General features: G+C 56.9%; 23 protein-coding genes. All 23 read left to right on the top strand.

Going from position 1 to position 11,923, the window contains the following annotated elements:
- Positions 1-24: 24 nt before the first annotated feature.
- Positions 25-1,218 (top strand): elongation factor Tu, encoded by a 1,194-nt coding sequence (gene tuf, locus BMX75_RS09105; protein ID WP_066318581.1) that lies wholly within the window; start codon positions 25-27, stop codon positions 1,216-1,218.
- A 159-nt stretch (positions 1,219-1,377) separates the two neighbouring features.
- Positions 1,378-1,689 (top strand): 30S ribosomal protein S10, encoded by a 312-nt coding sequence (gene rpsJ / locus BMX75_RS09100; RefSeq protein ID WP_009098983.1) that lies wholly within the window; start codon positions 1,378-1,380, stop codon positions 1,687-1,689.
- Between the two features lie 152 nt (positions 1,690-1,841).
- Complete coding sequence (rplC, locus tag BMX75_RS09095) at positions 1,842-2,480, top strand: 50S ribosomal protein L3 (protein WP_066318578.1); 639 nt, start codon at positions 1,842-1,844, stop codon at positions 2,478-2,480.
- 15 nt (positions 2,481-2,495) lie between these two features.
- Positions 2,496-3,101 carry a 50S ribosomal protein L4 gene (gene rplD, locus BMX75_RS09090; RefSeq protein WP_066318576.1) on the top strand — a complete coding sequence of 202 codons (606 nt, stop codon included), beginning with the start codon at positions 2,496-2,498 and terminating at the stop codon, positions 3,099-3,101.
- A complete protein-coding gene (gene rplW / locus BMX75_RS09085) occupies positions 3,098-3,394 on the top strand; it encodes a 50S ribosomal protein L23 (protein ID WP_066318574.1) in 297 nt (98 codons plus the stop codon). The genes rplD and rplW overlap by 4 nt, the downstream gene beginning before the upstream one ends.
- 17 nt (positions 3,395-3,411) lie before the next feature.
- Complete coding sequence (gene rplB, locus BMX75_RS09080) at positions 3,412-4,242, top strand: 50S ribosomal protein L2 (protein ID WP_066318572.1); 831 nt, start codon at positions 3,412-3,414, stop codon at positions 4,240-4,242.
- A 33-nt stretch (positions 4,243-4,275) separates the two neighbouring features.
- A complete protein-coding gene (gene rpsS / locus BMX75_RS09075) occupies positions 4,276-4,551 on the top strand; it encodes a 30S ribosomal protein S19 (protein ID WP_027337511.1) in 276 nt (91 codons plus the stop codon).
- An 18-nt stretch (positions 4,552-4,569) separates the two neighbouring features.
- Positions 4,570-4,902 (top strand): 50S ribosomal protein L22, encoded by a 333-nt coding sequence (gene rplV / locus BMX75_RS09070; RefSeq protein ID WP_027337512.1) that lies wholly within the window; start codon positions 4,570-4,572, stop codon positions 4,900-4,902.
- A 10-nt stretch (positions 4,903-4,912) separates the two neighbouring features.
- Positions 4,913-5,617 carry a 30S ribosomal protein S3 gene (gene rpsC / locus BMX75_RS09065; protein WP_066318566.1) on the top strand — a complete coding sequence of 235 codons (705 nt, stop codon included), beginning with the start codon at positions 4,913-4,915 and terminating at the stop codon, positions 5,615-5,617.
- Between the two features lie 15 nt (positions 5,618-5,632).
- Complete coding sequence (gene rplP / locus BMX75_RS09060) at positions 5,633-6,046, top strand: 50S ribosomal protein L16 (protein WP_066318565.1); 414 nt, start codon at positions 5,633-5,635, stop codon at positions 6,044-6,046.
- A complete protein-coding gene (rpmC, locus tag BMX75_RS09055) occupies positions 6,046-6,237 on the top strand; it encodes a 50S ribosomal protein L29 (RefSeq protein ID WP_066318563.1) in 192 nt (63 codons plus the stop codon). Before rplP ends, rpmC begins: the two co-directional genes overlap by 1 nt.
- A 1-nt stretch (position 6,238) precedes the next feature.
- A complete protein-coding gene (rpsQ, locus tag BMX75_RS09050) occupies positions 6,239-6,499 on the top strand; it encodes a 30S ribosomal protein S17 (protein WP_092827265.1) in 261 nt (86 codons plus the stop codon).
- 50 nt (positions 6,500-6,549) lie between these two features.
- Positions 6,550-6,921 carry a 50S ribosomal protein L14 gene (gene rplN, locus BMX75_RS09045; protein WP_066318559.1) on the top strand — a complete coding sequence of 124 codons (372 nt, stop codon included), beginning with the start codon at positions 6,550-6,552 and terminating at the stop codon, positions 6,919-6,921.
- A 14-nt stretch (positions 6,922-6,935) separates the two neighbouring features.
- Positions 6,936-7,250 (top strand): 50S ribosomal protein L24, encoded by a 315-nt coding sequence (gene rplX / locus BMX75_RS09040; RefSeq protein ID WP_007111996.1) that lies wholly within the window; start codon positions 6,936-6,938, stop codon positions 7,248-7,250.
- A gap of 18 nt (positions 7,251-7,268) precedes the next feature.
- A complete protein-coding gene (gene rplE / locus BMX75_RS09035; protein WP_066318557.1) occupies positions 7,269-7,808 on the top strand; it encodes a 50S ribosomal protein L5 in 540 nt (179 codons plus the stop codon).
- Positions 7,809-7,818: 10 nt separating this feature from the next.
- Positions 7,819-8,124, top strand: coding sequence for a 30S ribosomal protein S14 (gene rpsN / locus BMX75_RS09030; RefSeq protein ID WP_066318556.1), 306 nt, complete (start codon positions 7,819-7,821; stop codon positions 8,122-8,124).
- Between the two features lie 32 nt (positions 8,125-8,156).
- Positions 8,157-8,549: a 30S ribosomal protein S8 gene (gene rpsH, locus BMX75_RS09025; RefSeq protein WP_066318553.1), complete on the top strand. Its 393-nt coding sequence runs from the start codon at positions 8,157-8,159 to the stop codon at positions 8,547-8,549.
- Positions 8,550-8,558: 9 nt separating this feature from the next.
- Entirely contained in the window at positions 8,559-9,089 is a 531-nt protein-coding gene (gene rplF / locus BMX75_RS09020) for a 50S ribosomal protein L6 (protein WP_066318551.1), read from the top strand.
- 9 nt (positions 9,090-9,098) lie between these two features.
- Entirely contained in the window at positions 9,099-9,449 is a 351-nt protein-coding gene (rplR, locus tag BMX75_RS09015) for a 50S ribosomal protein L18 (RefSeq protein ID WP_066318549.1), read from the top strand.
- 12 nt (positions 9,450-9,461) lie between these two features.
- Positions 9,462-9,962, top strand: a complete 501-nt coding sequence (gene rpsE, locus BMX75_RS09010; protein ID WP_066318541.1) for a 30S ribosomal protein S5 — start codon at positions 9,462-9,464, stop codon at positions 9,960-9,962.
- Positions 9,963-9,968: 6 nt separating this feature from the next.
- Positions 9,969-10,151 (top strand): 50S ribosomal protein L30, encoded by a 183-nt coding sequence (gene rpmD / locus BMX75_RS09005; protein ID WP_066318538.1) that lies wholly within the window; start codon positions 9,969-9,971, stop codon positions 10,149-10,151.
- A gap of 3 nt (positions 10,152-10,154) precedes the next feature.
- Positions 10,155-10,589 carry a 50S ribosomal protein L15 gene (gene rplO / locus BMX75_RS09000; RefSeq protein WP_066318535.1) on the top strand — a complete coding sequence of 145 codons (435 nt, stop codon included), beginning with the start codon at positions 10,155-10,157 and terminating at the stop codon, positions 10,587-10,589.
- Entirely contained in the window at positions 10,590-11,921 is a 1,332-nt protein-coding gene (gene secY / locus BMX75_RS08995; RefSeq protein ID WP_066318532.1) for a preprotein translocase subunit SecY, read from the top strand.
- Positions 11,922-11,923 lie beyond the last annotated feature (2 nt).

Here is an 11,923-nt window from a genome sequence, read left to right as displayed (position 1 = left end):
AGCTAACGTAAAGAGGTTATAGCAGTGGCTAAGGAAAAATTTGAACGTTCCAAACCGCATATCAACGTCGGCACCATTGGTCACGTCGACCACGGTAAAACGACTCTGACTGCGGCCTTGACCCGCGTTTCCGCTGAAGTATTCGGTGGTGACTGGAGTGAGTTCGACGCTATCGATAACGCGCCGGAAGAGCGTGAGCGCGGTATCACCATCGCGACGTCTCACGTGGAATACCAGTCCGAGACGCGTCACTACGCGCACGTTGACTGCCCGGGGCACGCCGACTACGTCAAGAACATGATCACCGGTGCTGCGCAGATGGACGGCGCAATCCTGGTATGTTCTGCCGCCGACGGCCCGATGCCGCAGACGCGTGAGCACATCCTGCTGTCTCGTCAGGTTGGCGTTCCGTTCATCGTCGTGTTCCTGAACAAGGCGGACATGGTCGATGACGAAGAGCTGCTCGAGCTGGTTGAAATGGAAGTTCGTGAACTTCTCGACCAGTACGACTTCCCGGGTGACGACACACCGATCATCACTGGCTCTGCACTGATGGCCCTTGAAGGCAAGGACGACAACGGCATGGGTACCACCGCCGTTGCCAACCTGATCAAGGCGCTGGATGACTACATTCCGGAGCCTGAGCGTGCCATCGATCAGCCGTTCCTGATGCCGATCGAAGACGTCTTCTCTATCTCTGGCCGCGGTACCGTTGTTACCGGTCGTGTAGAGCGTGGTGTCATCAAGGCAGGCGAAGAAGTCGAAATCGTGGGTATGCGCGACACGACCAAGACGGTCGTTACCGGCGTAGAGATGTTCCGCAAGCTGCTCGACGAAGGTCGTGCAGGTGAGAACGTTGGCGCCCTGCTGCGTGGTACCAAGCGTGATGACGTTGAGCGTGGTCAGGTTCTGGCGAAAACCGGTACCATCACGCCGCACACCGTTTTCGAAGCAGAAGTCTACGTACTGTCCAAAGAAGAAGGCGGTCGTCACACGCCTTTCTTCAAGGGCTATCGTCCGCAGTTCTACTTCCGTACCACCGATGTCACCGGTACCTGTGAACTGCCGGAAGGCGTTGAGATGGTCATGCCGGGCGACAACGTGAAAATGGTTGTCACCCTGATCGCTCCGATCGCCATGGATGACGGTCTGCGCTTCGCGATTCGTGAAGGCGGCCGTACCGTCGGCGCGGGCGTTGTGGCCAAAATCATTCAGTAAGTAGATCCGCTGAATGTGAAAGGGGGCTCGATCGAGCCCCCTTTTCTGCGCACCTCTAGCAAATGTTTGACATGGGCTTTTGGCGTGCCTATAATGCGCATCCTTTGAATGCGTGGGTAGACGGCTCGCGCCGTCGACATCCATTGGAGTTTAGGGCAAATGCAGAACCAAAAGATTCGCATTCGGTTGAAAGCATTCGACCATCGCCTGATCGATCAGTCCACAGCGGAGATTGTTGAAACCGCTAAGCGCACTGGTGCTCAGGTTCGTGGTCCGATTCCGCTGCCAACCAACCGCGAGCGCTACACCATTCTGATCTCGCCGCACGTCAACAAGGACGCGCGCGACCAGTATGAGATTCGTACGCACAAGCGTGTGCTCGATATCGTCGAGCCGACCGAGAAAACCGTTGATGCGCTGATGAAACTCGATCTCGCCGCTGGCGTAGACGTGCAAATCAAGCTCGACTAACCACACTAGACACTTGCGGCCCAGCGCTCATTACGTATTGACATTGAGCAGCAGCCGCCGCGCCGTGAGGCGCTACACAATGTGCTAGTGGAATGCTCTGGAAAGGGCAGCCATAGCGGGTGATAGCCCCGTACACTATAGGAGAACTGAGAATGACTATCGGTTTAGTCGGTAAAAAGGCCGGGATGACTCGTGTCTTTACCGAAGACGGTGCATCCGTGCCCGTAACCGTTATTGAGGTTGATCCTAACCGTGTTACACGCGTCAAATCTGTCGAATCTGACGGTTACGCGGCGGTTCAGGTAACAACCGGCTCTCGCAAGGCCAAACACCTCAGCAAAGCCCAGGCGGGTCAATTTGCTAAAGCGGGTGTTGAGGCTGGTCGTTCACTGATGGAGTTTCGTCTGGAAGACGGCGAAGAAGCTCCTGAAGTCGGCGGCGAACTCACCGTATCCCTCTTCGAAGCTGGTCAGATGATCGATGTGACCGGTACCTCCAAGGGTAAAGGTTTCCAGGGTGCCGTTAAGCGCTGGAACTTCCGTACCCAAGACAACAGCCATGGTAACTCGCTGTCGCATCGTGCGCCGGGTTCTATCGGTATGTGTCAGACCCCGGGTCGCGTTTTCAAAGGCAAAAAGATGGCCGGTCAGATGGGTAACGCCCGTTGCACCGTGCAGAGCCTAGAGATCGTCCGTGTCGACGCCGAGCGTAACCTGCTGCTGATCAAGGGCGCCGTGCCGGGTGCAACCGGCAGTGACGTTATCGTTCGCAGCGCCGTTAAAGCAGGCTGAAGGGGATAATTACCAATGAATCTGAATCTTGCTGCAGGCGCGGGTACCGTTGAAGTAGCCGACGCCACCTTTGGCAAAGAATTCAACGAAGCGCTGGTTCACCAGGTTGTCACTGCCTATTTGGCTGGTGGTCGTCAGGGCACCCGCGCTCAAAAGAACCGTTCCGATGTACGCGGTGGTGGTAAAAAGCCGTGGCGTCAGAAAGGGACTGGCCGTGCTCGTGCCGGTACCATCCGTTCGCCAATCTGGCGTAGCGGCGGTGTCACCTTCGCGGCGCGTCCGCAAGACTACACCCAGAAGGTGAACCGCAAGATGTATCGCGCCGCCATGCGCTCCATCTTGTCAGAGCTGGTACGTCAAGAGCGCCTGGTCGTGGTTGAAGAGTTCAACGTTGAAGCGCCGAAAACCAAGCAGGTCGCTGCCAAGCTGAAAGAGCTCAACCTTGAAAAAGTGTTGATCGTCACCGAAGACGTTGACGAAAAGCTCTATCTAGCCGCACGCAACCTTCCTCACGTTGATGTGGTGGATGTTGCGGCCGCTGACCCGGTGAGCCTGGTTGCCTTTGATAAGGTCCTGGTCACCGTCTCCGCCCTGCGTAAATTCGAGGAGAAGCTGGCATGAACCAGGAACGCGTATTCAAGGTTCTGCTTGGACCGCACGTGACCGAGAAGGCCGCGATGGCTGCCGAGCGCAACCAGTACGTTTTTAAGGTGGCGACCGATGCTACCAAGCCCGAGATCAAGAAGGCCGTAGAAGTTCTGTTCGGCAAGAAGGTCGGTAGCGTTCAGGTACTGAACGTGAAAGGCAAAACCAAGCGTACTGCAAACGGCGTTGGCTTGCGTAAGGGTTACCGTAAAGCGTATGTAACCCTCGCTGCGGGTGAAACGCTCGAAGACTTCTCTGGCGCCGAATAAGGGCAGGAGTACGGATAATGGCAATCGTCAAGACCAAACCCACATCCGCCGGTCGTCGCCACGTCGTCAAGATCGTTGGCGAGGAACTGTACAAGGGCCGTGCTTATGCACCGCTTTTGGAAAAGCAGTCCAAGTCCGGTGGCCGTAATAACTACGGTCGCATCACCACCCGCCACGTGGGCGGTGGTCACCGTCATCACTATCGGTTGATCGACTTCAAGCGCACCAAGGATGGCATTCCTGCCACCGTTGAGCGCCTGGAGCACGACCCGAACCGCAGTGCGCACATTGCGCTGCTGAAATACGCCGATGGCGAGCGTCGTTACATCATCGCACCGAAAGGTGTCAGCGCGGGTGACGTGCTGGAATCTGGTGTTAACGCGCCCATCAAGAAAGGTAATGCCTTGCCGCTGCGCAACATCCCGCTGGGTTCGACCGTTCACGGTATCGAGCTGAAGCCGGGTAAAGGCGCGCAGATTGCTCGCAGTGCCGGTACTGGCGCTCAGCTGGTTGCGCGTGAAGGCAACTACGCCACCCTGCGTCTTCGTTCCGGCGAAATGCGCAAGGTCCTGGCTGAGTGCCGTGCGACCCTGGGCGAAGTGAGCAACTCCGAGCACAGCCTGCGTCAACTTGGCAAGGCCGGTGCGAAGCGCTGGAGAGGTGTGCGTCCGACTGTTCGCGGTGTCGCAATGAACCCGGTGGATCACCCGCACGGTGGTGGTGAAGGCCGCACCAGTGGTGGTCGTAACCCGGTCACTCCATGGGGTGTGCCGACCAAGGGTTATAAGACGCGTAAGAACAAGCGCACCGACAAGCTGATCGTACGTCGCCGCAAGGCTCGTAGCTGATCTAAATTGCCAAGACATTAAGAGGTAACGGCTGTGCCACGTTCACTAAAGAAAGGTCCTTTCATTGACCTTCATCTTTTGAAGAAGGTAGAGGCTGCAGTGGAAAAGAACGATCGCAAACCGATCAAGACCTGGTCGCGTCGTTCGATGATCCTGCCAAACATGGTGGGTCTGACCATCGCAGTCCATAATGGTCGCCAACACGTCCCGGTGCACGTCTCCGAGGAAATGGTTGGTCACAAGCTAGGCGAATTCGCTGCCACTCGCACTTATCGCGGGCACGTGGCGGACAAGAAAGCCAAACGGTAAGCCAAAGAGGATTGAGAGATGGAAGTCACAGCTAAGCTGCGTGGCGCCGGATTATCCGCCCAGAAGGCCCGTTTGGTGGCTGATCAGGTGCGCGGTAAACCTGTCGCCGAGGCACTCGACCTGCTGACCTTCTCACCGAAGAAGGCTGCCCAACTGGTCAAGAAAGTGCTTCAGTCCGCCATTGCAAACGCGGAAGAAAATAACGGCATGGATATTGACGAGCTGCGTGTCTCGACCATCTGCGTCGATGAGGGCATGACGCTCAAGCGTATCAAGCCGCGCGCCAAGGGGCGGGCGGATCGTATCTTGAAGCGCACCTGCCACATCACCGTCAAGGTAGCCGAGAAGTAGGAGTCGACCGATGGGTCAGAAAGTCAATCCAACAGGCATTCGACTGGGCATCGTCAAAGACCATGCTTCTGTCTGGTATGCCGAGCGCGGCGCATATGCCGATAAGCTCAATAACGATCTCGAAGTGCGAAGCTTCCTGGAGCAGCGTCTCAAAAACGCCTCCGTTAGCCGTATTCACATCGAGCGTCCGGCGAACAACGCCCGCATCACCATCCACACTGCCCGTCCGGGTATCGTGATTGGTAAAAAAGGTGAAGATGTCGACCGTCTGCGTCGCGATCTTACCGAGTTGATGGGTGTTCCTGTTCACGTGAACATCGAAGAAGTTCGCAAGCCGGAGCTGGATGCCAAGCTCGTCGCTGCTAACGTAGCGGGCCAGCTTGAGCGTCGCGTGATGTTCCGTCGTGCCATGAAGCGCGCGGTGCAAAACGCCATGCGTCTTGGCGCTGGCGGCATCAAGATTCAGCTGTCAGGTCGTCTGGGTGGTGCTGAAATCGCACGTACCGAATGGTACCGCGAAGGTCGTGTTCCGTTGCATACACTGCGTGCGGACATCGACTACGCCACTTACGAAGCTCACACCACCTATGGCGTTATCGGCGTCAAAGTGTGGATCTTCAAGGGTGAAATCCTCGGCGGTATCGAGGAAGTTCGTGCCAAGGCGAAGCAACAGCAGCCTTCCGGCAACGCGCCCAAGAAGAAAGGTTCCAGGTAAGGGGAGAGCGAGTCGATGTTACAGCCCAAGCGTATGAAATTCCGCAAGATGCAGAAAGGCCGCAACCGTGGCTTGGCGCATCGCGGAAGCAAGATCAGCTTCGGGGAGTACGGCCTGAAAGCTACCGGTCGTGGCCGCGTTACTGCGCGCCAGATCGAAGCCGGCCGTCGTGCGATCACACGTCACGTTAAGCGTGGCGGTAAAATCTGGATCCGCGTCTTCCCTGATAAGCCGATTTCCAAGAAGCCGCTCGAAGTTCGTATGGGTAAAGGTAAAGGCTCCGTCGAATACTGGGTAGCCCAGATCCAACCGGGTCGGGTCCTGTATGAAATCGAAGGTGTGCCTGAAGAGCTCGCTCGTGAAGCATTCGAGCTTGCCGCACAGAAAATGCCCATATCCACCACCTTTGCGAAACGGACGGTGATGTGATGAAAGCCCAGGAAATTCGTGAAAAGTCCGCAGGAGAGCTCCATGAGCAGCTCCTCGAACTCCTCCGCGAGCAGTTCAACCTGCGCATGCAGAAGGCCACCGGCCAACTGAGCCAGACTCATCTGCTCAAGCAGGTCCGTCGGGATATTGCCCGTGTGAAGACTGTGCTCAACGAGAAGGCAGGTGACTGAGATGGCCCAAGAGAAAAAAGCACGTACGCTCACCGGCAAGGTGGTGAGCGACAAGATGGACAAGTCCATCGTCGTAATGATCGAGCGTCGTGAGCGTCACCCGATCTACGGAAAATACGTTAAGCGCTCCACCAAGCTGCACGCCCATGACGAGGCGAACCAGGCTAAGGCAGGCGATACGGTTTCCATTGAGGAGTGCCGTCCGCTTTCCAAGAAGAAAGCCTGGGCGCTAATCGAGGTGGTTGAGCAGGCCAAGGGGTAACCCATGCACCTGTTCAACCAGTGCAGTCAGATTAGGTTTGGAGAAAACCGATGATTCAGACTCAGACAATGCTGGATGTCGCCGACAACAGCGGAGCGCGCCGGGTGCAGTGCATCAAGGTGTTGGGCGGTTCACACCGTCGCTACGCTCGCATTGGTGACATCATCAAGGTAACGGTGAAGGAAGCCATTCCGCGTGGCAAGGTCAAGAAAGGCCAGGTCATGAAAGCGGTCGTGGTCCGGACCCGTAGTGGCGTCCGTCGTAACGACGGTTCGCTGATCCGTTTCGATGGAAATGCGGCGGTTTTGTTGAATAACACCAACGAACAGCCAGTCGGTACTCGTATTTTCGGGCCGGTCACTCGTGAGCTTCGTAACGAGAAGTTCATGAAGATCATTTCCTTAGCGCCTGAAGTGCTGTAAGGAGCGAGGCGGATATGCAAAAAATCAAACGTGACGATGAAGTCATCGTCATCGCCGGGAAGGATAAGGGCAAGCGTGGCACTGTTAAGCGGGTACTAGAAAACCGCTTCTTGGTGTCCGGTGTGAACATGATCAAGCGTCACACCAAGCCAAATCCCATGGCGGGAAATCAGGGCGGTATCGTCGAGCGTGAGGCTCCGATTCACGCGTCCAACGTAGCCATCTTCAATTCGGAGACCGGTAAGGCGGATCGCGTCGGCTTCCAAGTGAAGGAAGACGGTACCAAGGTACGTATCTACAAGTCGACGCAGACGCAGATCGACGCCTAACGCGAGTCGGGTAGCAAAATGGCGAACTTGAAAGAACGTTATCAAAACGAGGTCGTAGCACAGCTCAAAGAGCAGTTCAGCTACGCCAACGTAATGCAGGTGCCCCGCATCACGAAAGTGACGCTTAATATGGGCATCGGCGATGCGGTCAGCGATAAAAAGCTGATCGACAATGCCATCGGCGACCTGGAGATGTTGTCCGGTCAAAAGCCGCTGGTGACCAAGGCACGCAAGTCCATCGCGGGCTTCAAGGTGCGCGAAGGTTGGCCCATCGGGATCAAGGTAACACTGCGCGCCGAGCGTATGTGGGACTTCTTGGACCGTCTGGTCTACATCGCGATTCCTCGCGTGCGTGACTTCCGTGGTCTCAACCCGAAGTCCTTCGACGGTCGCGGCAACTACTCCATGGGTGTGCGTGAGCAGATCATCTTCCCGGAGATCGAGTATGATAAGATCGATCGAATCCGTGGGTTGGACGTCACTATCACCACTACCGCCAACACCGACGAGGAAGGTCGCGCGCTATTATCCGCGCTGAACTTCCCGTTCAAGAAATAAGGGTTGGATCATGGCTAAAAAAAGCATGGTAGAGCGTGAGCTCAAGCGCACCAAATTGGTCGAGAAGTACGCGGCCAAGCGCGCTGAGCTCAAGGCAATCATCGTAGATGTGAACGCTTCTGAGGAAGATCGCTTCGAGGCGACGCTGAAGCTGCAGCAACTGCCGCGCGATTCGAGCCCGGTACGCCAGCGTAACCGCTGCCGCGTCACAGGCCGTCCGCACGGTTTTTACAACAAGTTCGGCCTCGGCCGTAACAAGCTGCGTGAAGCCGCCATGCGTGGCGACGTTCCTGGTCTGAAAAAGTCCAGCTGGTAACGCCACGTAGAATCATCAGGAGCGCACATTAAATGAGCATGCAAGACACTCTGGCGGATATGTTTACCCGTATCCGCAATGCGCAGATGGCCACCAAGGAGACGGTTTCCATGCCGTCTTCCAAGTTGAAAGTGGAAGTGGCCCGCGTGCTGAAAGAAGAGGGCTATATCACCGATTTCACGGTGGCTGAAAGCACCAAGCCCGAATTAACCGTGACCCTCAAGTACTTTGAGGGCAAGCCGGTTATCGACCATATCCAGCGGGTTTCCAAGCCGTCTTTGCGCCGTTACATGGGCAAGGACAACCTGCCTAAGGTCGCCGATGGTCTGGGTATTGCGATCGTGACCACCTCCAATGGGGTGATGACCGATCGTGCCGCTCGCCAGGCGGGTGTTGGTGGCGAAGTCATCTGCACCGTATTCTAGGAGGCTGGAATGTCCCGCATAGCGAAATATCCGGTTAAAGTGCCTGCCGGCGTTGAGATTAAAATCGATGCCGACCAGCTGACCGCCAAGGGCGGCCAAGGCACGCTGTCAATGACCATTCACCACGACGTGGTAGTGGCTCAAGAAGATGGCCAGCTGACCTTCGCCCCGAGTGAATCTGCCAAGAGCTGGGCAATGGCCGGTACTACCCGCGCCCTGGTCCAGAACCTGGTGACGGGCGTATCCGAGGGGTTTACACGGACCCTCGAAATTGTTGGCGTCGGTTATCGTGCCCAAGTAAAGGGCCAGACGCTCAATCTTTCACTGGGCTTCTCGCACCCGGTCGACTACGAACTGCCTGAAGGTGTATCAGCGGAAACGCCGAAAAACACCGTGGTCGTGCTGAAAAGCGCGGACAAGCAGCAGCTCGGTCAGTGCGCCGCGGAAATCCGCGCCTTCCGTCCCCCTGAGCCGTATAAAGGCAAGGGTGTTCGGTACGCCGACGAGCAGGTGCGTCGCAAAGAAGCCAAGAAGAAGTAAGGCAGGGTTATGAACGCGAAGAAAGAATCTCGTCTCCGTCGTGCCCGCCGCGCTCGCGCCAAGATCCGCGAGCTGGGCGTGTATCGCCTGTGCGTCAACCGTACCCCGCGTCACATCTATGCGCAGATTATCTCGCCGGATGGTGGCAAAGTGCTGGCCAGCGCATCTACGCTGGACAAGGCACTGCGCGAGGGTGCGACCGGCAACTCAGAAGCCGCTACGAAAGTCGGCGAACTGATTGCCGAACGCGCTAAAGAAGCAGGCATCACCCAGGTGGCCTTCGACCGTGCTGGCTTTAAGTATCACGGTCGCGTCAAGGCTCTGGCCGACGCCGCGCGTGAAGGCGGCCTGGAATTCTAAAGGGTTTTTACGATGGCGAAGAACGAACAGCAAAGCGGTGATCTGCAGGAAAAGCTTGTGCAGGTCAACCGCGTCGCCAAGGTGGTCAAGGGTGGTCGTATTTTCGGCTTCACCGCACTGACCGTCGTTGGTGATGGTAAAGGTCGTGTTGGTTTCGGTCGTGGCAAGGCGCGTGAAGTGCCGATCGCGATTCAGAAAGCCATGGACCAAGCTCGTCGCAACATGGTCAAGGTCAACCTTTCAGGCCATACGCTGCAATACCCGGTTAAAGCCCGTCACGGTGCTTCCAAGGTATTCATGCAGCCGGCTTCTGAAGGTACCGGCATTATCGCCGGTGGCGCCATGCGCTCTGTACTGGAGCTCGCTGGTGTCCATGACGTACTGGCCAAGTGCTACGGTTCCACCAACCCGGTTAACGTGGTGCGAGCGACTGTCAAAGGTCTCGCTTCCATGCAAGCACCGGATGACGTGGCCGCCAAACGCGGCCTGTCTGTCGAAGCGATCACGGGGTAAGGCACCATGGCAGCAACGATCAAGGTTACCCAGATCCGTAGCACCATCGGCGTTCAGCCCCGTCACAAGGCCACTATCAACGGCCTGGGACTGCGTCGCATCGGTCATTCGGTTGAGCTGGAAGACACCCCTGCCGTACGCGGCATGATCCACAAGGTGAACTACCTTGTGCGCGTTGAGGGAGAGTAATCCATGAAACTCAATACCTTGAGCCCGGCAGCGGGCTCTAAACACGCTGCAAAGCGCGTTGGTCGTGGTATCGGTTCCGGTCTGGGCAAGACCGGTGGCCGAGGCCACAAAGGCCAGAAGGCACGCAGCGGTGGCAGCGTCAAGCCAGGTTTCGAAGGCGGTCAGATGCCGTTGCAGCGTCGTCTGCCGAAGTTTGGTTTTACCTCGGCCAAGTCGATGGTCTCGGAAGAGGTTCGCCTGGCTGAGCTGGCCCAGGTGGCTGGCGAAGAGGTGACCCTCGAGACGCTGAAGCAGGCAAACGTGCTGAAGGATGCAACGCTACACGCGAAGATCATCCTTTCTGGCGAACTGAAAAAAGCGGTTACCGTTCGCGGCATCAAGGTCACCAAGGGTGCCCGTGAAGCGATCGAAGCCGCTGGCGGCAAGGTAGAGGACTAAATGGCCAAGTCAGGAAACATGCCGGCGATGGGCAGCGGTCTGAGTGAACTGTGGGCGCGTTTGCGCTTCGTGCTCCTCGCCATCGTGGTGTACCGTATCGGTGCCCACATTCCCGTTCCCGGTATCAATCCTGACCAGCTTGCTGCCTTGTTCAGGGAGCAACAGGGCACCATCCTGGGCATGTTCAACATGTTCTCGGGTGGTGCGCTGGAGCGCATGAGCGTCCTCGCCCTGGGTATCATGCCCTATATTTCGGCGTCGATTATCATGCAGCTGATGACTGCGGTCTCTCCCCATCTTGAACAGCTCAAGAAGGAAGGCGAGGCCGGCCGCCGCAAGATTAGCCAGTACACCCGCTACGGCACGGTGCTGCTGGCGTTTATTCAGGCTGTCGGTATGTCTGTCGGTCTGGCGAGCCAGGGTATCGCGTACACTGCTGATTTCAGCTTCTATTTTACCGCCGTGATTACATTCGTATCGGGCGCGGTATTCATGATGTGGCTAGGTGAGCAGATTACCGAGAAAGGCATTGGCAACGGTATCTCGTTGCTGATCTTTGCCGGTATTGTGGCCGGGCTGCCCAGCGCGGCAGGTCAGGCGTTTGAACTGGCCCGCAACGAAGGGGCCTGGAACGTACTGCCACTGTTAGCGCTATCGGCACTGGGTATCGCGACCGTTGCGTTCGTGGTGTTCATCGAGCGCGGTCAACGCCGCCTTAAAGTGAACTACCCGCGGCGCCAGGTCGGCAACAAGATGTATGCAGGGCAAAGTAGCTACCTGCCACTGAAAGTGAATATGGCAGGTGTTATCCCGGCCATCTTCGCCTCCAGTATCCTGCTCTTCCCGGCCTCGATCGGCCAATGGGTAGGCGCAGGCGATGGCATGGAGTGGTTGCAGCGCGCCTCGCAGGCATTAGGCCCCGGCCAACCGCTTTACATCTTGCTTTTTGGGGCGGCAGTGGTATTCTTCTGCTTCTTTTACACAGCGCTGGTCTTCAACCCCAAGGATGTAGCTGACAATCTTAAAAAGTCAGGTGCTTTTCTGCCGGGTATTCGTCCTGGCGAGCAGACCGCTCGCTATATTGACAAGGTCATGACGCGATTAACGTTGTTTGGTGCCTTGTACATCACTGCGGTTTCCCTGATGCCCCAGTTCCTGATCGTAGCGTGGAACGTGCCGTTCTTCTTTGGCGGTACCTCGCTTTTGATTGTGGTGGTGGTCATCATGGACTTCATGGCCCAGGTGCAGTCGCATCTCATGTCGCATCAATATGACTCAGTGATGAAGAAGTCCAACCTGAAAGGCTACGGTAGTGGCGGCATCATGCGCTAAGG

Source organism: Vreelandella subterranea, assembly GCF_900111305.1.
Classification (GTDB): Bacteria; Pseudomonadota; Gammaproteobacteria; order Pseudomonadales; family Halomonadaceae; genus Vreelandella; species Vreelandella subterranea.
This window is presented reverse-complemented; position numbering and strand designations above follow the sequence as displayed.